Below are 24,560 nucleotides of genomic sequence, written 5' to 3'. Positions count from 1 at the left end.
ATGTATCTCAACTGCCACACTTATCACAGTTTACGTTACGGCACTGTTTCCATTGAAGAACTGGTGCAGCAGGCCGTTGATTCCGGCGTGAATGCTTTGGCTTTGACGGACATCAATACCATAATCGGAATATATGATTTTTATAAACTCTGCAAAATTCATCAGATAAAACCTCTGGTTGGTGTGGAAGTGAGGTTGGACAATGAACCGTATTATGTCGCCATTGCCAAAAATCCGGAAGGAGTTGCCGAGATCAACCGGGTATTGACCGATTTTAATTGTGAGAACATTCTATTCCCCAAAAAAAATCCAAATTTTGAAAATGTCTTCGTGATATATCCTATGCAAAATGTACCGGAAATATTAGGCGACTACGAGTTTATTGGAGTACGGCCTGAAGAAGTGAATCTTTTGATACAAAAAAAATGGAAACCGTTTTTGCACAAAATGGTGGTTCTTCAGCCGGTGACTTTTAAAACCAAGAAGGAATACAATCTGCACCGGATTTTAAGAGCTATTGACAAAAACACTTTGCTTTCAAAACTCGAAGAAAAGGATGTTTGCTCAAAATCGGAAGTGATGAAGAAGCCTTTCGAAGTGCTGAAACATTTCAAAAACTTCCCCCAGATTATTGAAAATACGGAAAGAATAATTTCGGAATCACATTTTGAGTACGACTTCTCAACTCCGAAGAACAAAAAACATTTCACAGGAACTAAGGAAGAAGACGAAAAACTGCTCCGAAAACTCACCTACAAAGGCTTAAAGAAGCGTTATTCTGAAAACAATAAAGCTGCCGTAAACAGAATAGAAAGAGAACTACAGGTCATCGACGAACTGAATTTCAGCGGTTACTTTCTAATCACCTGGGATATCGTTCAGTATAGTAATAGCCGTGGTTTCATGCACGTGGGAAGAGGCAGCGGTGCCAATTCCATCGTGAGTTACTGTTTGGGAATTACCGACATTTGTCCTCTTCAATTGGATCTTTATTTTGAGCGCTTTTTGAATTTGAACCGAAAATCTCCGCCCGATTTTGATATTGACTGGAGCTGGCAGAACCGGGATGATATTCTTATCTATATTTTTGAAAAGTACGGAAAAGACCACGTGGCATTTTGCGGCACGAATGTAGAGTTTAAATATCGCTCGATTTTCCGTGAAGTCGGAAAGGCCTTCGGTTTACCGAAAGAAGAACTGGATGAATTGGCCAAAAATCCGATGGCTCTGCACGACGACAACGATGTGGTGAAACTAATTCAGAAATACGGAATGTTGCTGGAGAAATTCCCAAATCAGCGAAGTATGCATTCGTGCGGAATTCTGATTTCCGAGGAACCGATTACCAATTACACTGCACTCGAAATGCCACCGAAAGGTTTCCCGATAGTGCAATTCGATATGAATGTGGCAGAAGAAATCGGTTTTGAAAAGTTTGATATTTTGTCCCAACGCGGTTTGGGAACAATTAAAGATACCGTGGATTTGGTTAAAAAAAACCGCGGAATTGATGTTGAAATTCGTGATATTTCCATTTCAAAAAATGAAGAAAAATGCAACGAATATTTAAGTATCGGAAAAACTTTAGGCTGTTTTTATATTGAAAGTCCGGCAATGCGCGGGCTTTTGCGGAGGCTTAAGTGTGACAACTACAAAACTTTGGTGGCTGCTTCGTCCATCATCCGTCCCGGAGTTGCACAGAGCGGTATGATGCGCGAATATATTTTTCGTCACAATAATCCCGATAAGTTTGAATATTTCCATCCTATTTTTCAGGAGCAATTGGGAGAAACTTACGGCATTATGGTCTATCAGGAAGATGTGATTAAAATTGCGCTCCATTACGGCGGCGTTTCTGCGGACGATGGCGACATTCTGCGCAGGGCGATGAGCGGAAAAAGCCGTTCTATCAAAAAGCTTCAGGAAGTGAAAGACCATTTCTTTGAATGCTGCTCAAAGCAGGGGCATCCCGAAAAACTGTCTGCGGAAGTTTACCGGCAGATTGAGAGTTTTGCAGGATATTCATTCTGTAAGGCACATTCCGCATCTTATGCTGTGGAAAGTTATCAGAGCCTTTATTTAAAGGTCAATTATCCTATAGAGTTTATGGTTTCGGCCATCAACAATGGTGGCGGATTTTACCGGACAGAAGTTTACGTCCACGAATGCAGAATGGGTGGTGGGAAAATCCATAATCCGTGTGTAAACCGGAGCCTTTTTGAGACTACGGTTTATGGTGAAGATGTTTTTTTAGGTTTAATTCGCATTGAAAAACTGGAAAGCCGTTTGGCGCAGTTCATTCCCGAAGAACGTGAACGAAACGGTAATTTTCTCTCTCTTGAAGATTTCATAAAAAGAATTCCGATTGGAATTGAAACGTTACAAACTTTAATCTTCATCGGGGCTTTCCGTTTTACCGGAAAACAGAAAAATGAACTGTTGATTGAGGCAAGACTGCTAATGGTGAACTTTAAACCAGAATACCGAAATCCTTCTTTTTTTGATACCCCTAAAAAAGATTATACACTTCCAATTTTAAAAAGAAATCCTTTTGAAGATGCTTTCGATGAAATTGAAATTTTGGGATTTCCCGTGACGGGCAGTCCGTTTGATTTGTTGCAGACCAAATACCGTGGAAGCGTTATGGCGAAAGATTTAACGAAATTCCATAAAAAGCAGGTGAAAATGTTGGCTTACTTAATTTCCCGAAAGCATGTGCCCACCAAAAAAGGCACGATGTTTTTCGGAACCTGGATTGACGTTGAAGGCAACTATTTCGACACGGCGCATTTTCCTGATAATCTGAAGCAGTATCCTTTTCAGGGCGGTGGCTGTTATCTGCTTTTGGGAACTGTGGAAGTTGATTTTCATTTTCCGACCATTACCATTCATAAAATGGCAAAGATGCCATTTATACCCGATCCGCGATACTCCGGAGACCAGAAGAAAAAATTTGAAATCCACAGGAAAATTAATGAAGATGTGAGTATGACATGGCGACAACCTTATCCGCAGGAACACGAGATTGGTTTACCTAGAATTTCTATGCTGCCTTAAAGCATTTCGTAAAAAATTTATATTGTGATAATTTGAATTAAATCATAATAATAGAAATATGGAGTATATTAGAAAATAAGCCAAAATTATTTCTTTTTCCCAAAATTCTTCTTTGTCCTTTTTAAAAAATACCCTCATGAATTAGTGAAGAAAATATTTAAAAAACATTAATTTAGAATTTATTGCCTGTTATTAAATGATCAACACTGTTTATGACAGTTTTCTTATATTTTTTTTACTTGCTTCTTGATTTTAATTTGTAAAAGTTACACTTATCTATGTACCTATTATTTGACTTGGTTTTTTGTTGTTCATTTTTAGATTAAGAATATTACTTAGATTAGACATGTCCTCACTGACTTTTTTATCTAGAATCTTAGCATAATGCTGTGTCGTCTTAATACTTTTATGGCCAAGCATTTTACTTACACTTTCAATAGAAACGCCATTTGATAAAGTTACGGTGGTAGCAAATGTATGTCTTGCGATGTGGTACGTTAATTCTTTATTAATTCCACATAAATCCGCAATTTCCTTGAGGTAAGCATTCATTTTTTGATTGCTTAGAACCGGCAAGAGTTTTCCAGAATTGAGACAGATTTTATGTTTCTTATATTTTTCAATAATATCTTCTGCCTGCGGAAGTAAGGGAATATTGGATGTCGTTTTGGTTTTCTGACGCGTGGTAAATATCCACTTATTACCATCCAGACCAAGGTTGATGTTATCCTGAGTTAATTTTTGAGTATCAATATATGCTAAGCCTGTATAGCAACTGAAAAGGAAAATATCGCGAACTAGTGAAAGCCTTTCATTTTTGAAATCCTTATTGATGAGTGTTTGAAGTTCTTTTTCATTCAAAAAGACTCTTGTAACTTCATTAAATTTAGAATGGTAGTTGAGGTAAGGATCTTTTTCAAGCCAACCATTGGCCATACAGATTCTTATTATTTTTCCAAAGTTTTTCAGATACTTTACTGCAGAATTATTATTGCAAGATTTTTCGGTTCTTAGATAGAATTCAAAATCATTAAGGAATGTATAGTCAATTTTCTTTATATCAATATCAGAAATGTTAAATTTCCATTTCAGAAATTCCTTTGTATGGCTTATGCAGGTCTGATATCTGCAAAGTGTTCCCTTAGCGAATTCTTTCCCAACTAACTTTTCCATTCGGTTGTTATGTTCCTGGAAAATTGGGATAAGCATTCTTTTCTTCACTTCTGTACCAAGCAACTTATTTTTGAGCGTTTCTGCAGAAACTAAGTTTCCTTCCTGCACGATTTCTCTCTGTGCATCATATACTTTTCCTTTAAGGATGTCAAGATACGAATTTAGTGATCTTGCCTCTTCGGAATTACCAGTCATCCTGCATTGTTCCTGACTCCATTTTTCGGGCATTATAAAACGTTTGGAGCTGATTTCTATACGAACTCCATCAACTGTAATTCTTAAATAAATTGGAACTAAACCGGAAGTGCTGGCTTTGGCTCTCTTCGCATAGAAGAGAATAGAAATTTTGGCATTCATAGTGGTGACTTTATAGGATTAAAATTAATTGTCAAGACTCCTATTTACAAGACGTTCAATTATTGGACAGCCCATAAACAGGTAGTTTGCGAGAAATTCGGTTACCCTGAAAGGGTAATATTTCGGGTAACCGAATTTATCCCCTACGAAATGCAAAAAATTGTAATTTTTGTGATGCCGCAAAAATAAAAACCCTTTAAATCATACGATATAAAGGGTTTTGTAAGGTTTTGCCTTTTAAGTGGCGATCCGGACGGGACTCGAACCCGCGACCTCCGCCGTGACAGGGCGGCATTCTAACCAGCTGAACTACCGGATCAATTTTTTGAAGATAAAATTGTAAATCTTTTCTGCGATCCGGACGGGACTCGAACCCGCGACCTCCGCCGTGACAGGGCGGCATTCTAACCAGCTGAACTACCGGATCTTTAGAATTACCTCTTAGAAAGTTTCTTTCTTTTTGGTGAGTGCAAAAATACAACTTTTTGCTTATCTACAAAATATTTTCGAAAAAAAAATGCTTTCTTTTTCGGAAAGCATTGATTATTACTGAATTATTTTTCTACAAATGTGCAGATAATTTCTCCGCAATCACTTCTTTCGAAGCAACTCCTACAATTTTGTCTACTACCTCACCATTTTTGAAGATTAAAACAGTAGGTATATTTCTGATACCATAATCAACAGAAACCTGCTGATTATTGTCAACATCTACTTTTCCTACAACCGCTTTTCCTTCGAAATCTGTTGCGATTTCTTCAACAATTGGTCCTAACATTCTACATGGTCCGCACCATACTGCCCAAAAATCAACCAACACTGGTTTGTCTGAATTCAAAACCATTTCTTTAAATGACTGGTCTGTAATCTCTAATGCCATATCTTTTTTGTTTTTTAATTAAAATTTCAAAGTCCAAATTTACAACTTTCTTACCAATCCCTTGCGTAAATTATCTATGTTCAATATTTGTTTTTTCTATTTTAGAATCTGAAGCGATCTTTTTCAGCGCATCAATTAATGCATCAATATCCTTTTTGGTGGTGAGATGGCTAAACGAAATTCTCAGTGGTGTGGAATTATCCATTTCTTCTTCATCCAAAATCATCATCATCACCATTGATGGTTTAGATGCACCCGATGAACAAGCACTTCCCTGAGAGATGGCGATTCCATTCATATCTAATTTCAATCCAATCATTGGATCTTTGAAAGGCAATAAAACACTTAAAACCGTGTATAAACTTCCCTCTTCCGCACTTCTTCCGTTAAATTTCACGCCTTCTATTTCAGCAGCAAGTTTTTCGATCGCGTAATTTTTAATTTCTTTGATGTGTGAAGCATAATCGCTCATATTTTTCAATGAAAGTTCCAATGCTTTTCCTAAACCTACAATTCCACAAACGTTTTCCGTACCTGCTCTCAACGATCTTTCCTGAGGTCCACCGGTGATGATCCCCTTCAAACCGGAGGATTTTCTGATAAAAGCAAACCCACTTCCTTTCGGACCATGGAATTTATGGGCACTACAGCTTGCAAAGTCCACCGGAATTTGAGAAAAATCCAAATCCATATGCGCCATCGATTGTACAGTATCTGAATGGAAAAGCGTATTGTTTTCTTTGCAAATTTCCGCTACTTTCTTGATATCGAGAAGGTTTCCGATTTCGTTGTTGGCATGCATTAAACTTACCAACGTTTTTTTATCTGAATTTTTTAACAATTCTTCAAGTTTTGCCAAATCCAAATCTCCTTTTTGGTCCGGACGAAGGTAAACCACCTCAACTCCTCTCCTATTTTTCATCTCCAAAACGGTTTCTGCAACGCATTTATGCTCCAGTGGTGAAGTGATGATTCGCTGCACTCCAAGATGATCTACACAAGATTTAATGATCATATTATTGGATTCGGTTCCGCATGAAGTGAAAATAATTTCAGATGGAGTAACATGCAAATAATCAGCAACTTCGCGTCTAGTTTTTTCGATAAGAATTTTGGCTTCCTGCCCGAAACTGTGGGTAGATGAAGGATTGCCATAAGTAACTTTCATTACCGAAACCATTGCATCAATTACTTCCTCGGAGAGCGGTGTTGTCGCAGCATTATCCAGATATATTTTATCCATTTTCTTGTACTTTGTTATTTTGGGGAGTTAAAATTAGTGAAAAAATTCAAAATGGCTTTCATTTGCCCAAGCCAGCATTTCCCGATCGCCCGAAGTATCGCCAAAAGCGATGATTTTATCGAACTTTTTGCCATCAATTGCTTCTTTAATTCGGTTTACTTTTTCAGCTCCATTGCAGTTTTTGCCTATGAAATTTCCGGTAAACTTATCGTCTTTAAACTCCGCGCGTGTGGATAAAAGTTTCATTTGAAATTCTTTGGCAAAAGGCGCTACCCAAATGTCAAGAGAGGCCGAAACGATATAGCAATCGATATTTTCACGGTCGATTTTTTTAATGAATTCCAAAGCATTTTCCCGAAAAATTTCCGGATAAAATTCTTGAAAAAAAAGTTCCGATTTCTTTTCTATTCTGCTTTTGCTTTCACCCTTTAAAATAGAAGATATAAAATTTTTCTTTACTTTTTCGGCATCAGCAAGCTTTAATTTAAGCAAAATAAAGAGCGGAATATGCTTGATAAACTGAATCCTGTATTTCGCAGCATCATAAAATTTCAGGTACAAAAACATCGTGTCTTTGTGGGTTAATGTTCCATCAAAATCGAAGCAATATAATTTTCTCATCAATCGGAATCGTGTTTTCTAAAGTTTCAGTTTTTTAAAAATAAATTCAGGAATATTTCTGATGATCAGCATTATCAATCCCCAAATCGGCGATACATATGCAACATTTTTTTTCATTTTCAGTGCTTTATAAATTGCTTCTGCGGCTTGTGTTGGCGTGGCTGTAAGTTTGGGATTCAGCGGCAAACCTTCCGTCATTTTGGTGTCCATAAATCCTGGTTTTATGGTGATCACATGAACTTTTCTGGTGAACATATAATTCCTCAACCCGCTTAAATAAGCCGTTAATCCTGCCTTTGCACTTCCATAAATAAAATTGCTTTGTCTGCCACGATCACCCGCTACCGAGGACAGAACGATCATTGTTCCGGAACGCTGCCTCTCCATTTTCTGGGCGAAAAAATTGAGCAATGGAATTAGCTTTGCGTAATTAATATCAACAATATTTGCCGTATTTTTCGGGTCGTACAAGCTTTCTTCAGTTCCTTCGCCGAGAAAACCTGTCGCGCAAAACAACAAATCCGCTGAAAGATGTTCAAGTTTGGTATATTCGTTGTCTTTTAACAAATCGAAGTCGATGATTTCGGTATTTTGTAGAAATTTCACATCGAGATGTCGGGCAAATTTTTCCGTAGTTTCCCGATTGGAGGTCACCAAATAGATGGTCGAATATTTTCCGCCCTCTTCTAAAACCTTTTCAACAAATGCTTGCGCAACTTCTGAATTGCTTCCGAGTATGATCATAAATTAGAATTAGTAGAAATGATTCAGTTATTATTGATGATTCTTTTGTGTTGTAACGATACAAATTTCGAATTCTGAACGTTTTGTAGATAATTCGTTAAACTGGATTTGCTCATGCTGTCTTTAGTTAAATAAATTCTGCCACCAAATTCCTCTACAATCGCATCCAATTTCTCGACCAGATTTTTGAGATTTTTGTTAACTTTAAAATCCAGAGCCAGCGTATAACCTTCCATCGGGAAAGAGTTATAAGCTTCAGGATTATTCTTACCGAAAAGCTTCAGCACGGCGAGAAAAGAGCCGTTTCCGCTTTTCGCGATGGTTTCAAGGATTTTTCTCATTCCTTCTTTCCCATTTTCTTTGGGAATTACCATTTGATACTGAATAAAACCTTCTTTTCCGTAAATTTTATTCCAATCGTTCACCACATCCAAAGGATAGAAAAACGATTCATAATCCACATAATCCTTTACCTCTTTTTTCCGTTTTTTATTAAAATACAACCAGTTGAACAACTTTACACTCCATTTATTCAACACAAAACCAGGAAAATAAAATGGTACAGATGGATTAATTTTCTTTTTTAATCTTAAAGGATTTTGTTGCAATTTCTTTGGCAATTCATGTCTGAAAGCGTGTTCGCCTCTCATTAAAATGCTTTTTCCTAAGTTTTTTCCTTTTTGCTGGCAATCAATCCATGCTACATTGTAAGTCCAGGATTCACTTTCGTCGAACAACTGAAAAATTTCATCCAAATTATTGGCTTTAATGCTTTCTTGTCGAATGTATGCAGTTTCGATATTTTTCAGTTTAAATTTTGCGGAAAGAATAATTCCTGTAAGTCCCATTCCGCCAATAGTTGCCCAGAATTTTTCGGAATTTTGAGTTCTCGAGCAAGTCATGACTTCATTTTTTTCATTTAACAAAGAAAATTCAAGCACATACTTGGAAAAACAACCTTCCAAATGATGATTCTTGCCATGAACATCCGATGCGATGGCACCTCCGACGGAAATAAATTTGGTTCCCGGCGTCACATAAAGAAAATAACCTTGCGGAACGCACACTTCGAGAACCTCGGAAAGCAAAACTCCGGATTCGCACTCTATCACTCCGTTCAACCGATCGAAACTAATGAACTTATTAAGTCTTTTGGTTGAAAAAATATGTTCAGAAAGTGAAGCGTCACCATAGCAACGTCCGTTTCCGCGAGCGATAATTTCATTGTGATTTTGTACGAATTCTTTAATTTTCCGGATAGAATCTTCAGATTTCATTTCTTTTTCCACAACTGGAAAATTGCCCCAATTCGTAACTTTCTGTGTAAAATTTGGTTTCATTATTTGAAATAAATTTGAAGTAAAAATGCCGCAATCCATAGAACCAACGTAACTTGAATGTAACGGTCTTTATAAATAATCTTGGTTGGAGATTCTGTTTTGTTGTACACCAAAGTTTGCTGCAAATAGCGCAAAAAAGCAAAAACGACAAAAATCACCGTATAAAAAACCCTCGGATGAAAACGCTGCTGAACCTCGGGAGAAAGTGTAAACATAAGGTAACACACAATTGCCAGCGCACAACTGATGGAAAGCGCAATATCTGCAAACTGTACATTGTAGCCGTCTAATGCTTTTCTTGTTTTCCCGGAAATTTGTGCATTGATCAACTCTCCGCGTCTTTTCCCTATTGCTAATACTAATGCGAGAACAAAGGTTAGGAGAATCGCCCACTGGGAAATAAAAATTCCTGTGGCATAACCGCCGGCTAAAACCCTTAATACAAAACCAATTGAAATGATGCAAACATCAATAATGGCGACATGTTTCAGCTTAAAAGTATAAGCGATGTTCATAAAAAAATAAAAGGCAATAATACTCGCAAACTTCCAGGAATTGAGATGAAAATACGATCCACCAAAGATTATCAAACCTACACAAAGTGCGATTAATCCTACAAAAACAACAACTGCAGTAGTTTTTGAAATAGCTCCACTCGCGAGAGGTCGTTTACTTTTTTCAGGGTGCTTCCTATCGGATTCGATGTCGGAATAATCATTAAGAATATACACTGCACTCGCTGCAAAAGAAAATACCAAAAACGCAAAAAAACTTTTGATAAGCAGATCAAAATTGGTGATATTTCCGGAAAAAAAAAGTGGTACGAAAACAAAAAGGTTCTTCACCCATTGCTCTACACGAAGCAGTTTTAAATATTTTGTCATCAATGTAAAATCAATTCCAAAAATAGTGAATTTAAAATAAAGTTTCAGTAAAAATACATCAAAGATTAATAACAGGCAAAACGGTTGTAAATAAAGACTTTACAGCCGTTTTATGATTTTTTGGTAATGAGTTAAAAAGCAGTAAAAAGCGAGGTTTGGCAAAAGGAAGGTTACTAAAACGTTACTTTTAAACATTAGAAACAATCGTTTAAAATACTGTATTTCAGCTTTCTGCATAGTTTTTCATATTGTTCCGTAGCTCACATAGGTTTAATTTTATCATTAAGAATTGTGAGTATGGAAACGACAAAAAAATCAACATTTAAGGTATTGTTCTACCTTAAAAAGAACGCCCCAAAGAAAAACGGAAAAGTCACGGTTATGTGCAGGATTACCGTAAACGGCAAACAGTCTGCATTCAGTACAAAGCTGGATATTTCCGCAACAAATTGGGATTTGAAGTACGGCAGGGTTTTAGGTAAAAGCCGAGAAGCCCAAGACACAAACAGCAAACTTGACAAAATTCGTTCGGGTATTGAGGAATGCTATTCCAAAATCCTGAAGAACGAGGGGGCTGTAAACAGTGCTAAACTTAAAAATGCCGTTCTTGGGATGGAAAGCGGAGAACTGACCTTTTTCAAATTCTATGAACAGTTCCTATTGGACTATGAGAAAAAGGTTAATAGTGGACTTCGGGTAAATGGCACACGCAGTAAATACAAAATACTTTTGAAACATCTTCGAAATTTTGCACTTACAAAATACGGCTATTCCGATGTGTCCTTTAACGACCTTACACCTGATTTTGTACAGGACTTTGATTACTACCTGCGTGACGACCAAAGTTTGACCCACAACACCATTTGGCTGTATATGATTGGATTTACCACGCTTTGCCGATTGGCAATGAGCAGAAAGCATCTTGCTTTTAATCCATTAAGCGAATACAAGAATACCAAAAAGGATAAAGACCGTGGTTATCTATTGCGTAATGAATTGGAACAACTCGTAACGTTCAACTGCGATAAAAAGAAAGACGAATTAGTTAAAGACCTGTTTGTTTTCAGTTGCTTTACAGGGCTTTCCTATTCAGATATGAAAGGGCTTAAAAACAGCAATCTTCAAGATTTCTTTGACGGTAACCAGTGGATTATTGTACGGAGAAAGAAAACGGCTACATCATCAAACGTGATGCTCTTGGATATTCCGAAAATGATTATTGAGAAATATGCAGGATTCGCAAAAGACGGAAAGGTATTTCCTGTACCATCAAATACGATTTGTAATGACAGCTTAAAGAGAATATCTCAACTGATTGACTGCCTTGTAGAAAAGAAAGTAACCTTTCATTTAGCACGTCATACGTTTGCTACGCTATTTTTAAGCGAGGGTGTTCCATTAGAAAGTTTGAGCAAAATGTTAGGGCATAAAAACATTGCTACTACTCAGATTTATGCAAAAATTCTCAACGAGAAGGTCGGAAAGGATATGCAAAAGGTATCGCATAAATTTAAGGGTATGGAGCAGTCTTTTGTTTCGCAACTATAAAGTTTGTAAGTCTAATTAAAGAAAGTCAATGTTCCTACATTGGCTTTTTTTGTACTTTAGCTATTTATAAAATTTACCCACAAGTTAGTTACATAAAATCAACCATATTTAGTTGAATTGATAACATTTGTGAGAGTTACAAACGAGTTCACGATACACCTTAAACAATGAACAGACAGATTTTAAGACATTACATAAACGAGTATAAACTCAACTTCGACAGAGTAAATCAAGAAGAAATTTACAAATGGAAAGCTGTAAAATGTTATCAAGATAATTGGAATATTGAAGCTGAAAATTTTTATGAAATGTTAATGGTTTCATTAAGCAGAACAAAAAACCTGTTAGACAGCGGACAATATTTCCCCTTAAGAATGTTAGTTCAATATGCTGAACATAGACCAAATGAAGTTCGACAACTTTTTAGAAACTTATATAATGAAGAAGAAGATTTGTTTGAGCGAATTCAAAATTTTCAAACAAATATTAATGTAATAAATGACGAACTATTTAAAAACAAAAAATCATACCAAGACCCAAGAGCAATAATTGTATATTTAGTTCTACGTTATCCTGAGCGTTACTTTTTCTACAAATTTGAAATGTTTAAACAATTTTCTAAAAAATTAGAGTTGATTTACAAACCAGTAAAAGGTCATCTTGAAAATATTGGACACTTTAATAGCCAATGTGAACTCATCAGATTTGAACTTTCGCTTGATCAAGAACTTTTAAAACTTCATAAAAACAGAATAACTTCTGACTGTTATTATGATGAAAATCTAAACATTCTAACACAAGATTTTATATATGCAGTTGCAAGACATTTAGACCAAGCAATTTTAGTTGATACGTCTGAACCAACAGAAATAAGAGAAACCAATGTTTTATCAACTGACTTAAGAATTTCTGCTGACCAAATTAGTTTTCGTGGAAGAACTGTAAACTTTATTCAAAACGGAATTGAAAATAAACGATTGGGAGATTTAGGCGAACTATGGGTTATGAAATACGAAATTGAGAAATTACAAAACGCCAAACTTTATAATCTAATTGACAAGATAAAGCATACATCAAAAGACGAAGGAGATGGAACAGGCTTCGACATCCAATCGTTTGACATTTACGGAAACAAAATTTTCATAGAAGCTAAAACAACAAAAGGTAAACAGAACTCAACCTTTTTCGTAACAAGAAACGAACTTGAACGAAGTAAAATCGAAAAAGAGAATTATTATCTTTATCGTTTATACAATTACAGCGAACAAACAGACACGGCTGACTTACTAATAATTCAAGGCGACTTGACAAATATTTGTGAGTTTCCTACAACATATAAAATTAACTTACATAATGGTTAACAAAAACGCCAGCAGGTGATAATCAATTGTAAAGCGACAGCATAAAAAATGACAGTAATCATAATCATAGCAGTAGTAGGACTACTAATTTACTTCGGTACAAGAAAAAAATCACAGCAAACTTTTGTTGATAACAGACAGGGGGTAACCACAAACAATCAGACAAATTCAGCACGACAAAAATTTCAATCCAAAATATCAAGTTTGCCATTTCCCGACAGAACTGATGCGATTGTTTGGCATATTAATGCCATTGACCGAGGTCTCACAACTGGCGATTTTGAACTTACCAATCTTTCATATGCTAAACTTATTGAAAGTATTAGACAACAAAACATCAATGAAAATGGAAATTTTACAGACCATTTGCAGGTAATCCGAAAAGAATATGATGAGTTTAGAACATATTACGGACTTGCATACCCACAACAATTCCTTCCATCCGAAGAGAGGAAAAAGAAAAAAGAACAAGAATTTGAAAAAATTAAAGAAATACCTGTCTATTTAGAAACTGGAAATTACATTGAACTTCCCAAACAAATTTTAAAATATGTGGACATTGTAAAACCGCTTTCGGAATGGTATGAAATAGGAATTAAACCACAAAAGGAAAAATATGGACGTTGGAAAGCTATAAAAAGAGAAGAGCGATATTTTGGATTTTACGATGCCAATCTAAAAAAGCAAAATCATAAAATTTCACTTGAAACAGGCAAAAGAATAACTGAAAAACCCTATTTCATAAAAGCATTAAATGAACAAGGTATCCCTTTAACAGATTTTGTTGTTTATGGGAAAGATTTAGAAGGTTTCGTAAGAGCTGTTGATTTTTTTGATAATCAAGATTTTGTAAATGCACAAAAAGAAATAGATAAGGCTTTGATGCTAAAAAAGACAGAAGATTACGAAGACTTAAAAGTTGATGTAGAACTAAAATTAAATAATGAACAGGTTGTAGATGAGCAATTTGAAAAATACAAGTTTGATATTGATTCTGCCATTCATTCTGGACAAATGAATAGTTGGTTAAAAGTGTTAATCAACAATCATAAATATGAAAAAGTTATTTCTTTCATAGGAGAAACAAATGAAATATTAGACAAACTTATCAAAGGAGAAATTAAACATAAAATTTATGGACAACAGTCAGCAGACTGGTACGAATACAAAAAACAAGAATTTAATAAAAACTTGATTTATATTTTTGACCATAAAACCACTGAACTTAAAAAATCTGAAAACTCAATAAAATTACTTGAATTATTTTTAAGTTTATCTAATAAGGCAGATTTCAGACCAATAGAAAAAATTGCAGACAAATTTAGGTCTTGGAACTTAATTGAGCGTGCAAATGAACTTTACGAAAGTTGTTTGAAAATGATAGAAAAAGAAGATAAGCCAAGAGTAAAATCACGAATTGAAAAGAAAATTAAAAAATAACGTCAAGCTACGAACCTTTAGATTATACAATACAACGACAAATCACGATATGAAAGATGGGACGTTATGACCGTTCAATAAAAATTGCATTTGACAAAACATCAGGAGAAATACTTGATGCTGACGAAGTGTTTGATATTGCCAAAGACGCTTTTGAAATCAGAAAAAAGTATCACGAAAAAAATCTCATACTTTCTTGTTGTGAATGTGAACAAGATTTAATGGTTTCGGATAGTAAGTATGACAGGCTTCATTTCAAACACAAACCAGGACATAGTTATTGTATTTTAGCTGACGGTAAACTTTCTCCACACGACCACGAAAAAATAACGGCAATCTTAAAAGCCAAAGAAAGCGACAGGCACAAAGAACTTAAAAATAAAATCGGCGAACTTTTAAAAAACGTATCAGGCGTTGATGTGAGCACAATTCAAATTGACAACAAATTTATCATCAAAGGCAATGAAAAAAGAAAACCTGATGTTTATTGTAAATTTCATGACAAAGAACTTGTATTTGAAATTCAACTTTCAGACTTGTCGCTTGGCTATATTCTAAGTCGTTACGACTTTTACAAAAAACACGGAATGTATCTAATTTGGATACTTGACAACTTTGACATACATAATCAAGGAACATTAGAAAGAGATATTAAATATTTGACCAAGTATGAAAACTTCTTCAAACTTGACGAGAAATCTGAAACATTGAAACTTGAATGTGAATACAAATTCCCGTTTTTAACTGACGACAATAAACTTCTCACAAAATGGCTTAAAAAATCTGTTGCATTAAACGAGCTAAAATTTGACAGCGAAGTTCATCAAGCCTTCTACTACAATTTTGGCGACAACAAAACAAAAACTGAAACATTTCAAAAACAAAAAGAGGCTGAAATTAAAGAAGCTGAAAGAAAAAAACGAGAACAACAAAGACTTGAAAACGCACAAAACACAGAAAAGTATATAGTCGCTGAAATTGCAGATTTCCGAAAGCGTAAAATTCAAAATTTTGATAGCATTTCAAACCAACTTGAAGAATTAGACGATTTCGAATTTGATGTTCTTAATAAAACTCTGAACTTGAAAGGAAAAAGCAAATCGCCTTTAATAAAATGGATTGATGAAGCAACACAAGATGATGTTGTCTTTCTTAGCTTTGTTTTAAAGACAAATAAAATTGACCTTGATATAAACACAAACGACAATGGACGAACACCATTGCAAGCGTTATTTGAAAACGAAAATATTTACAAAACAACACCAGCACTTTCACTTTTTCAAGCAGGTTACACACTAACGGAAAGCGACAATTTAAAACTTAATGAACTAAAAGAAAAACTGAAAATTTCAGAAGCCGACTTCTATATCTATAAATTTTGCAACAACTTAACCGATAGAAATCTTGTTTCCGATGTTCTTCAATTTTCAAAATTGCTTTTCATTATTGAATCTGCACGGAGCAAGGAATTGATAACATTCAACTTTCAAGGAAATAAATGGGTTTCGTTTGCTAACAATGCAATTCAGTATTACAGTGAATATTGGGAATACATAGAATTAGCGTTTAAAAAATTTGGACTTTGGGACGAGCTAATTAAACTTGATATTAAAGGTACTTTTCAAAAAAAGGTAGAACAGTTTTATTCAAAAATGCCAAGACAAAAATATGACTTTGAGGAAGTATTTAACGACCTCTATCCAGAAATGGAATATGTATTTTGATAACGAAAAAAGCCCACTATTTAAATCAGTGGGCTGTTTCTTTAATTGACCGAGGGTTACAGTTTCAAAGCATTCATTTAATGGGCTAACGCTGATAGTTATCTTCCAATACTTTTACAATATCGCTTTCACGAAACAAGATTTTCCGTTCGAGCTTGATAAAAGGTATCAGTCCGTCATCCCTGTACTGTTGCAATGTCCGTTTACTTATGTGTAACATCTCGCAAACCTGTTCGCCTGACAGATAGATTTCCCCTTTTAGTAATGGGTGGAAATATTCTCTGATATACAACAGTTCATTTTTGATGCCTACCACAGCTTCGAGCAAGGCAAGCATATCTTCGTTTGAATTTCCAATCTGTTTCATTTCTTTTGCTTTTTTAATGGTCGCTCTCCCTGCATAAGTAACTCCACTTCGGATAATCTGAAATACGTTTTCCGATTAATTTGCGTTGCTCCAAGAATGCCTTTTGCCCTATACGTCTGCAACGTTCTTTTGCTGATGTTGAGCAATTGGCAGGCTTCCTGTTGGTCGAGCCATTTAGTTGCCTGTTGCAGTGCTTTGTAGGGTGTAGTCATTTCCGCTATCAAATTGGAAACTTCCTTAACTTCCCTATGCAATGCTTTCAAAATCTGAATGTCTAAAACTGTTATTTCCATATCTGCATCATTTAAACCTCTAAAATAAAAGCTATTCAAATAGGTCATTTTAATGTTGCATCCGATGGCGGTATTTGGCGTACAGTTGCCAAATACTAGGCTATAATCCGAACTTTGGTTTCTTACTTTTAGGGCGAGCCTGTTGTATTTTGTTTGTATTGTCCATTTTTAAAGCAGGCTTTTTATTGGTGTGTACGGTCTGATTGTTTTCGGCATTTTTATAATCCGAACGCATAACCGTTTTGGTAGCGCCTATGATGCTTTCAGGTTCGGCAGTCTGCTTTGGCGGTTCAACACGCTTGCCCCCGAACAGCCTGCCCAGACCTAAACCCTTTGTGTCTTTGAATTGGCGTTTAAAGTTGGCGATGAAATTAGAAATCGGGTCACTCTGCTTATCAACCTGTATCAAAGGACTATGTTCTTTTTTTCTGATTTGTTCTTTCTCTTTCTGCTCTTTGTCAGGTATTACTTTTTGTGCCATAGGTTCAAAATTTGCACCCAATATAGAACACAAGGGAATGTATTGTTTATATTAGGCAGTATTAGGCAGTATTAGGCTTATGTTGGCACAATATGAATGGAAAGTAATCCTCAAAACACTTTAAATTTTCCTTGCAAAGCCCTCGCACATTTAAAGAGTTTTTTACGGATAAGGGAAAGCATACCAAAAACACCCTATCTTTAGCCCTTACGTGTTTTTTTGTACCCTTTCTTTGATTGGAATTGATTAAAAAAGAATAAAAAGGTAGCAAAGTTAAGGCGGACAGCCACCGCACCACCCAACCAAAAGACTACGGCATAATGGCAGGGCAAATATGGTGGCTTCGCCGAGTGGTTGTGTTTGCCCTGCCACCCTTCGGGACTTATTCCGTTTCCTTTTGGTTTTTCCGCCTGTCCGCCTTGCTAAAATGGCTTTCTTTTTTTTCTGTTTTTTTCTTTTGGAAAATAATTTTAAGAGGTAGAAACGTACCACCCACCACGTATAGTTATCAAAACAACGGTTTGTGTTTCTCGTTATAGATTTCCCTAATCAATTCCCCGAACTCCTGAAAGTGGTATTCGATAATGTTGTCCAGATACGCATAAATCGTCAGTTTGTCGATGCCCTTAATATTTGTAAGCCTGTTAAATGTTTCGTGGTGTTCCTGCCGTACATACACTGATTTCCCCCTGCTTGCCGTTGTCGTGGGAATTTTGAAGAACCGTCCGCAGTAGTCCTCTTTGGTCAGCTTCTTTGGCTTGTAAATCATCCTTCTTGTATTACTCGCAGGTGTTTTTGTGTTTTCCGTTTCAGTTTCCGAAGGTTCTTCGCCTGCCATTACACGCATAATAGCTTCCTCATCTACTTTGGGTTTGACAAAATCTTCCCGATGTGTTACTACCTGTTGTTCCGTGAAAGATTGTTTATTTTCATCAGTTATGAAATTTTCAATAGAGAAATCCTCTTTTTCGGATTGCTGATTTTTGTTTTCTTCGTGTATCATATCTATCATTTTTAATATTATATCCAATTAGCTGTTTGGTTAACTAAGCAATCAGCTGTATATACTGTTGTATCTATGTAACTACCTATCTACCTAAGCACCTGCAGACCCTTAATTGGTTAGTTCATTAACTCAAAAATCTGCAATTCGTCTGCATTCAATCACGCAGATTTGCTGTCGGGATTTATGCTGTTTAGTTACTTCATTAAGGATATAACCAATCAGCTAGCTAGCCATATACAAAGGAAATAAAAGCAGTCCCAATCTGCCTTAAGGTGGTATTCAGTGGCATCATTTGGCATTCATTGTCATTGTTGTAAATAGCTGTTATTCAAATAGTCTTACCGAAATTTGTAATGGAAGCTATGGGTTTTCCCTGCTAACTACAATCCGTTTGCAAAACGGATTTTTCTGAACCCATGTTCAGAGCAAGTTATCTTTTGAGGTACTCGAAATAAATTTCGGCACCTCAAAAGCACTTGCCCTTGCAGGGGGCTGGAAACGGCTCCGAAGTCGCACGTTTATTAAAAATTAAAAATGGATTATTATGGAAGAGAAAAACAGAAAACAGATTAGAAAAACAGGAAGAAAACCGAAGAACGACCCTGCCGTCAATCGGTATTCCATTAACCTAAATGCAGAAGATAATGCAAAGTTTCTTGCACTTTTTGACCAATCGGGAATGAAAGTAATAGCTCATTTTATTACAGCTTGCATCTTTCAAAAGACGGTTAAGACCGTTAAAATTGATATGGATGCAATAGAATACCACGCAGGTTTGACCAAGTTTTTCGGTCAATTTCGAGGAATAGCAACGAATTACAATCAAATTGTAAAGCTTTTGAACGCCAACTTTTCAGATAAAAAAGCATCTGCATACCTCTTTAAATTGGAAAAAGAGACCAAAGAAATGAAAGAATTATTGCAAAAGGTTTTAATTCTTACCGAAGAATTTGAAAAGAAATATCTAAATAAAGAGTAGAAAAATGATTGCAAAAATAGGAAAGGGAAACAATATGTATGGAGCTATTTTGTACAATCAGCAGAAAGTGGAAACGGAAAACGGAGCGGTTTTACTGTTGAACAAGATACCCGATACAATGAACGGCAGGTATTCCGTAGCGTATTTTAACAAGTGCTTTGAGCCGTATCTATCGGCAAATATCAAAACGGAAAAAACGGTACGGCATATTTCATTGAACCCCGACCCGAAAGACAAGGTTAGCGATGAACAGTTTACCGAAATGGCACACGAGTATATGGAGCGTATGGGTTACGGCAATCAGCCATATATTGTTTTCAAACATACGGACATTGACCGAACACATATCCATATTGTTTCGACCTGTGTAGGCATTGACGGTAAAAAAATCCCCGATGATTACGACCATCCACGTTCGATGGCTATCTGTCGGGATTTGGAAACGAAATACAACCTGCAAAAAGCAACCGAGCAGGAGCAGAAACAAGCCAACAAAGTTTTCAAACCTGTGGATTACCACAAAGGCGACATCAAAAGTCAGATTGCTTCGGTAGTGCGACACTTGCCAAAGTATTACAGCTTTCCGACTATGGGAAGCTATAATGCTTTATTGTCGCTGTTCAACATCACAGCAGAAGAAGTCAAAGGCGAGCGGAACGGTCAGACCGTAAACGGATTGGTGTATGTGGCATTGGACAAGAACGGAAACAAGGCAAGCAATCCGTTCAAAGCATCGCTATTCGGGAAAGATGCAGGAATTGCACAACTGCAAAAACACTTTGAACAGTCCAAAGAGAAAATGAAAACCACGCCTGTAAGGTCTGTTCTCAAAAATGCGGTGGAGCTTGCCATACATACTACAAGCAATGAAACGGATTTTAGAAAGCAATTGACCGAGCAAGGCATCAATACGGTTATAAGATGTAATATTGAAGGACGAATTTACGGTATGACCTTTATTGACCACGAGAGCCGTAGCGTTTGGAATGGTTCAGCTTTGGATAGAAACCTGTCGGCAAATGTATTTAACGATTGGTGGAACAACGGTAACAAACCCGAACTGAAAACACAGCACAGCCCTGTTTCTAAACCGAATACAATAGACAACCAACCAAAAGACCTTTTTGAGTTTATCTCACAGGAACATTCGCATAGTTCCGATTTGGGATTGTTCAGCCTGTTGCCTGATGCACAGGGAGAGAATTATGAAGAAGACCAGTTTGCCAATCGGATTAAGAAAAAGAAGCAGAAAGGGAGGAGATTGTGAAAACGGTTGTTTGAATTTCATAACTTTGCAATATGAAACGTAAGGAAACAATAAAAGAGTTTTACACCAATCACGGACAGGAATATCCAAAAACGGGACAATTCAATATATACCGTAGAGAGGAATTTGCGTGTGACAGCACCTCATTACCGCCTAACCGTAGGGATTTTTATAAAATCTCAATGATTACTAAAGGAACAGGTGTTTTGAGCTATGCCGACAAATCCATACAGATTGACAAACCGTCTATTACATTTCTTAATCCGCTTATTCCTTATTCGTGGGAGCCGACGTCGGAAAATCAGGCAGGTTTTTTCTGCCTTTTCACAGAAGATTTTGTAAGCCCGACACTGAAAAATGAAAATCTTTCACAGTCGGCATTGTTCAAAGTTGGGGGCAACCATATATTTTTTCCGAGTGAAGAAAGTTTAAAACTTTTGGAAAGCGTTTTTGAGAATATGATGCGTGAAATACGCTCGGAATACACCAATAAGTACGATTTATTGAGGAGCTACGTGCAGATTATTATGCACGAAGCAATGAAAATACAACCACCCGAAACCTTTTATCAGCCCGCCAATGCTTCGGAGCGCATCAGCAATTTGTTTTTGGAATTGCTGGAAAGACAATTTCCCATTGATGCCCCAAGCCAAACGCTGAAACTCAAAACGGCAACCGAATTTGCGGTACAGCTTAATGTACACACGAATACGTTAAACAGGGCTTTGAAAGAAAGTACAGGAAAAACCACAACGGAATGGATTGCCGAAAGAGTGACGAAAGAAGCAAAAGCATTATTGCAGTTCAGCAGTTGGGATGTTGCAGAAATAGCTTATTGTTTAGGCTTTGAACACTCATCCAATTTTATCATTTTCTTTAAGAAGCAAACAGGTATTACGCCTTTGCAGTTCAGGAAAGAAATCGGATAAATAATACAATAAAAATCAGTAAATAAACACTATCTCCATTATAAAATGAAAGTCTATCAAATAACCGACATAATACCCAAACTCACTAAACCCACTGAATATTATGTCGGGGTCTTTGAAGATACGCCAGACCCTGAAATTGAATGGCCTCATAGACACGCTTTTTATTCATTTGTTTGGTTTACGCAAGGAAACGGAATGAATGTTATTGATTTTGACGAATACGAAATTCTGCCGAACAGAATTTTCACAATCAATCCAAAGCAAATCCATAATTGGAACTATTCTATTGACAGTTGCGGATTTTTTTTGCTTATTGAAGAACCGTTTGCAAAACACCTGAACATAGACTTCTCATTTCCATTTGTTGACATTCAAAAAGACGATTTAAAGTTCATCGAAGAAATCTTTAAACGAATGCTGTCGAAGAATAATCAACAAACAGCAATTCCTTATTTGCTTTCACTTTTGAGTAATCATCAAACTTTTAAAAAGAGTAACACTATCACGGAATTTAAGAAATTGGTCAACGAAAATATAGATAAGAATTTGACTATTGAACAGTATGCTGAAAAACTTGGTATTACTACGGAAAACTTAAATCAGACTTGCAAAGAAGAAACGGGATTTACGCCGAAACAACTTCAGTTAGACGTGAAAATTACCGAAGCTAAAAGGTTGATGTTGTATTCTTCGTTAAATACAAGTGAGATTGCTTTTCAATTGGGATTTGAAGACAATTCCTATTTCTCACGAATATTCAAAAAGAAAACCGATTATTCTCCTGCCGGATTTCGGGAAAAGTACCTGAATAAAGGACAGAAGTCCTAACAGAAAGATTGCATCGAAACTAATTTTGTAATTAAAAAAATGAAATTAGTTGTAATTATTTCGCTTTTGACATTGAGCATAAATGCAAGCGGACAAATAAAATCAGACACGATGCAATCAGAAAGATTTAAAGCAGGCTGGCAAAAACTTAAAGAAATTGATGGAGAAGCAGGAGAAAAAGTAATTGAAAGCCTGAAAGATATTTCTCCCGATTTGGGAACTTTCATCATAGAATACGCTTTTGGAGATGTTTACACAAGGGACGGATTGGATTTAAAATCCAAGGAAATTGCTGTTGTTGCAGCTTTGACAGCTATGGGAAACGCACAACCACAATTAAAAGTTCATATCAACGGAGCATTGAATACTGGAAGTTCCGTCAATGAATTGAAAGAAGTCATTTTGCAAATGTCCGTTTATTCAGGTTTTCCGAGTTCGATTAACGGAATGAACGCTTTGAAAGAGGTTTTGGCGGAAAGACAAATACACGGATTTAAAGATGAAATCGGAAAATCAGCCACAGAAACAAAATCATTAGACAGATTAAAACTGGGCGAAAAGGAACTGTCTAAATTAGACAGTTTGCAAGTTGAAAGATTAAAATCTGCTTACAATGATTTTTCGCCCGAGTTGGTAAAATTCACTTTGGAATACGGATATGCAGATATTTTTTCAAGAGATAATTTGAGCGAAAAGTATCGTCAAATAGCAACAATTTCTGCACTTACAGCTTTGGGTACAGCACAACCACAACTCAAATTCCACATCAATGCAGGTTTAAACATCGGACTGAAAGAAACAGAAATCAAAGAAATTATGCTTTTGATGACTGTTTATTCAGGTTTTCCATCTGCAATCAATGGAACCAATATTTTGAAAGAAGTAATAAATGAAAGAGCGAAAAAATAAACCGTTAGGCGTTGCTTTTTTGGCACTAATATCATAATCATTCGTTTGAATTGCATAATTTTTAAAGAAGCATCAAGGCGAACTTTGTGCTTTAATACAATTAAACTTATGCAAGCAATACAATTAGAAAATTACGGCATAGCGCATCTGAAAATAGCCGAAGTGCCAACGTCCGAAGTTGGAGAAAACCAAGTATTGGTAAGAACCACAGCCGTTTCATTGCAATACCTCGACCTTATTGCAGTAGAGAACACCGCAGGGCTGAATATCCCGCTTCCGTTCATTCCTGTTTCAGAGGGTGTGGGTATAGTGGAAAATGTTGGTAAAAACGTGACACGTTGGAAGAAAGGCGACCGTGTATTGATACCGTTTATCACACATTGGGAAGCAGGGCAAACCACGCCTTACCACAATGCGTTAAGGACAGGACTGCAAGCTTCGGGAACTTTGGCGGAGTTTACCGTACAGCCCGAAAACACGCTTGTCCGTTCCCCTCAAAACATTACCGATGAAGAAGCTACATCACTTTCGGTTGCAGGTCTGACCGCTTGGGCAATGCTTATGCAGGCAGGCATCAAGGCAGGACAGACGATTTTGGTACAGGGAAGCGGTGGTGTTTCTTTGTCTGCCCTGCAAATCGCAAAGATTTCGGGTCTGAAAGTAATTGCAACCACAGGTAGCAGGGAGAAAGAGCAAAAACTGAAAGATTTGGGAGCTGATGATGTCATCAATTATAAGGACTTTCCCGATTGGAGCAATGAAGTAAAACGGTTGAACAACGGTACAGGCGTAGATGTTACGCTCGATGTGGCAGGACAGGAAACCATCGAGCAGAGCATCTTATCCGTAAAAGAACACGGTTTTGTGGGTTTGGTCGGTTTTATGTCCGGTAGCAGACTATCCTTTGACGTGTTTCCGCTTATTATGAACTATATCCGCCTGCAAGGCTATTCCGTAGGCAATGCACAGGATTTGGAGGAATTGGTAAATGCTATCGAGAAGAATAATCTCAAACCTATTATAGACAGCGTTTACAGCATAGACCAAACGCAGGAAGCATTTCTAAAGCTGAAATCGGGCAATGCTTTCGGAAAAGTAGTCATCAAATTTTAAAGCAACGGGAACT

General features: G+C 36.5%; 22 protein-coding genes and 2 tRNA genes. 11 read left to right on the top strand and 13 right to left on the bottom strand.

Translation table 11 applies throughout. From position 1 onward, the window contains the following. Nucleotides 1-3,057, top strand: coding sequence for a DNA polymerase III subunit alpha (locus H0S70_RS01165; RefSeq protein WP_188321394.1), 3,057 nt, complete (start codon nucleotides 1-3; stop codon nucleotides 3,055-3,057). Nucleotides 3,058-3,333: 276 nt separating this feature from the next. On the opposite strand, the gene H0S70_RS01160 is transcribed toward H0S70_RS01165, so the two are convergent. From H0S70_RS01160 to H0S70_RS01120, 9 genes are all read right to left on the bottom strand, one after another. Next, nucleotides 3,334-4,587: a site-specific integrase gene (locus H0S70_RS01160; RefSeq protein ID WP_188321393.1), complete on the bottom strand. Its 1,254-nt coding sequence runs from the start codon at nucleotides 4,585-4,587 to the stop codon at nucleotides 3,334-3,336. A gap of 242 nt (nucleotides 4,588-4,829) precedes the next feature. After that, nucleotides 4,830-4,906 (bottom strand) — tRNA-Asp (locus H0S70_RS01155). A 34-nt stretch (nucleotides 4,907-4,940) separates the two neighbouring features. Beyond that, nucleotides 4,941-5,014 (bottom strand) — tRNA-Asp (locus H0S70_RS01150). Between the two features lie 135 nt (nucleotides 5,015-5,149). After that, nucleotides 5,150-5,467 (bottom strand): thioredoxin, encoded by a 318-nt coding sequence (trxA, locus tag H0S70_RS01145; protein ID WP_031502343.1) that lies wholly within the window; start codon nucleotides 5,465-5,467, stop codon nucleotides 5,150-5,152. A gap of 70 nt (nucleotides 5,468-5,537) precedes the next feature. Beyond that, nucleotides 5,538-6,710: a cysteine desulfurase family protein gene (locus H0S70_RS01140; protein ID WP_188321392.1), complete on the bottom strand. Its 1,173-nt coding sequence runs from the start codon at nucleotides 6,708-6,710 to the stop codon at nucleotides 5,538-5,540. Nucleotides 6,711-6,743: 33 nt separating this feature from the next. Then, on the bottom strand, nucleotides 6,744-7,331 hold the full coding sequence (locus H0S70_RS01135) for an HAD family hydrolase (RefSeq protein WP_188321391.1): 588 nt from the start codon (nucleotides 7,329-7,331) through the stop codon (nucleotides 6,744-6,746). An 18-nt stretch (nucleotides 7,332-7,349) separates the two neighbouring features. Then, nucleotides 7,350-8,075, bottom strand: coding sequence for an SDR family NAD(P)-dependent oxidoreductase (locus H0S70_RS01130; RefSeq protein ID WP_188321390.1), 726 nt, complete (start codon nucleotides 8,073-8,075; stop codon nucleotides 7,350-7,352). A gap of 23 nt (nucleotides 8,076-8,098) precedes the next feature. Continuing rightward, the gene (locus tag H0S70_RS01125) at nucleotides 8,099-9,415 is read right to left on the bottom strand and encodes an FAD-binding oxidoreductase (RefSeq protein ID WP_188321389.1); all 1,317 of its coding nucleotides are present in this window, start codon (nucleotides 9,413-9,415) and stop codon (nucleotides 8,099-8,101) included. After that, nucleotides 9,415-10,299: a decaprenyl-phosphate phosphoribosyltransferase gene (locus H0S70_RS01120; RefSeq protein WP_188321388.1), complete on the bottom strand. Its 885-nt coding sequence runs from the start codon at nucleotides 10,297-10,299 to the stop codon at nucleotides 9,415-9,417. Before H0S70_RS01120 ends, H0S70_RS01125 begins: the two co-directional genes overlap by 1 nt. A 297-nt stretch (nucleotides 10,300-10,596) precedes the next feature. Here H0S70_RS01120 and H0S70_RS01115 point away from each other — a divergent pair, with 297 nt between their 5' ends. The 4 genes from H0S70_RS01115 (at nucleotide 10,597) to H0S70_RS01100 (ending at nucleotide 16,372) form a co-directional block, all read left to right on the top strand. After that, nucleotides 10,597-11,847: a site-specific integrase gene (locus H0S70_RS01115; protein WP_188321387.1), complete on the top strand. Its 1,251-nt coding sequence runs from the start codon at nucleotides 10,597-10,599 to the stop codon at nucleotides 11,845-11,847. 167 nt (nucleotides 11,848-12,014) lie between these two features. Next, nucleotides 12,015-13,208, top strand: coding sequence for a DUF3883 domain-containing protein (locus H0S70_RS01110; protein WP_130867167.1), 1,194 nt, complete (start codon nucleotides 12,015-12,017; stop codon nucleotides 13,206-13,208). Nucleotides 13,209-13,256: 48 nt separating this feature from the next. Beyond that, nucleotides 13,257-14,648 carry a hypothetical protein gene (locus H0S70_RS01105; RefSeq protein WP_130867166.1) on the top strand — a complete coding sequence of 464 codons (1,392 nt, stop codon included), beginning with the start codon at nucleotides 13,257-13,259 and terminating at the stop codon, nucleotides 14,646-14,648. 56 nt (nucleotides 14,649-14,704) lie between these two features. Beyond that, nucleotides 14,705-16,372, top strand: coding sequence for a DUF6035 family protein (locus tag H0S70_RS01100; RefSeq protein ID WP_188321386.1), 1,668 nt, complete (start codon nucleotides 14,705-14,707; stop codon nucleotides 16,370-16,372). An 85-nt stretch (nucleotides 16,373-16,457) separates the two neighbouring features. On the opposite strand, the gene H0S70_RS01095 is transcribed toward H0S70_RS01100, so the two are convergent. The 4 genes from H0S70_RS01095 to H0S70_RS01080 form a co-directional block, all read right to left on the bottom strand. Beyond that, nucleotides 16,458-16,739 (bottom strand): helix-turn-helix domain-containing protein, encoded by a 282-nt coding sequence (locus H0S70_RS01095; RefSeq protein ID WP_021191501.1) that lies wholly within the window; start codon nucleotides 16,737-16,739, stop codon nucleotides 16,458-16,460. After that, a complete protein-coding gene (locus tag H0S70_RS01090) occupies nucleotides 16,736-17,032 on the bottom strand; it encodes a helix-turn-helix domain-containing protein (protein ID WP_031504736.1) in 297 nt (98 codons plus the stop codon). The genes H0S70_RS01095 and H0S70_RS01090 overlap by 4 nt, the downstream gene beginning before the upstream one ends. A 100-nt stretch (nucleotides 17,033-17,132) precedes the next feature. Next, on the bottom strand, nucleotides 17,133-17,513 hold the full coding sequence (locus H0S70_RS01085; RefSeq protein WP_188321385.1) for a hypothetical protein: 381 nt from the start codon (nucleotides 17,511-17,513) through the stop codon (nucleotides 17,133-17,135). 508 nt (nucleotides 17,514-18,021) lie between these two features. Continuing rightward, the gene (locus tag H0S70_RS01080) at nucleotides 18,022-18,516 is read right to left on the bottom strand and encodes a DUF3408 domain-containing protein (RefSeq protein WP_188321384.1); all 495 of its coding nucleotides are present in this window, start codon (nucleotides 18,514-18,516) and stop codon (nucleotides 18,022-18,024) included. A 547-nt stretch (nucleotides 18,517-19,063) separates the two neighbouring features. Here H0S70_RS01080 and mobA point away from each other — a divergent pair. The 6 genes from mobA (at nucleotide 19,064) to H0S70_RS01050 (ending at nucleotide 24,547) form a co-directional block, all read left to right on the top strand. Continuing rightward, nucleotides 19,064-19,498 (top strand): conjugal transfer protein MobA, encoded by a 435-nt coding sequence (gene mobA / locus H0S70_RS01075; RefSeq protein WP_188321383.1) that lies wholly within the window; start codon nucleotides 19,064-19,066, stop codon nucleotides 19,496-19,498. A 4-nt stretch (nucleotides 19,499-19,502) separates the two neighbouring features. After that, nucleotides 19,503-20,765 (top strand): conjugal transfer protein MobB, encoded by a 1,263-nt coding sequence (gene mobB / locus H0S70_RS01070; protein ID WP_188321382.1) that lies wholly within the window; start codon nucleotides 19,503-19,505, stop codon nucleotides 20,763-20,765. Nucleotides 20,766-20,797: 32 nt separating this feature from the next. Further along, nucleotides 20,798-21,694: an AraC family transcriptional regulator gene (locus H0S70_RS01065; RefSeq protein WP_188321381.1), complete on the top strand. Its 897-nt coding sequence runs from the start codon at nucleotides 20,798-20,800 to the stop codon at nucleotides 21,692-21,694. Nucleotides 21,695-21,739: 45 nt separating this feature from the next. Then, on the top strand, nucleotides 21,740-22,525 hold the full coding sequence (locus tag H0S70_RS01060) for a helix-turn-helix domain-containing protein (RefSeq protein WP_188321380.1): 786 nt from the start codon (nucleotides 21,740-21,742) through the stop codon (nucleotides 22,523-22,525). A 39-nt stretch (nucleotides 22,526-22,564) separates the two neighbouring features. Then, a complete protein-coding gene (locus H0S70_RS01055; RefSeq protein ID WP_188321379.1) occupies nucleotides 22,565-23,434 on the top strand; it encodes a carboxymuconolactone decarboxylase family protein in 870 nt (289 codons plus the stop codon). Between the two features lie 108 nt (nucleotides 23,435-23,542). Then, entirely contained in the window at nucleotides 23,543-24,547 is a 1,005-nt protein-coding gene (locus H0S70_RS01050; RefSeq protein WP_188321378.1) for a zinc-dependent alcohol dehydrogenase family protein, read from the top strand. Nucleotides 24,548-24,560 lie beyond the last annotated feature (13 nt).

The organism is Chryseobacterium manosquense, assembly GCF_014623485.1.
Lineage (GTDB): Bacteria > Bacteroidota > Bacteroidia > Flavobacteriales > Weeksellaceae > Kaistella > Kaistella haifensis.
This window is presented reverse-complemented; position numbering and strand designations above follow the sequence as displayed.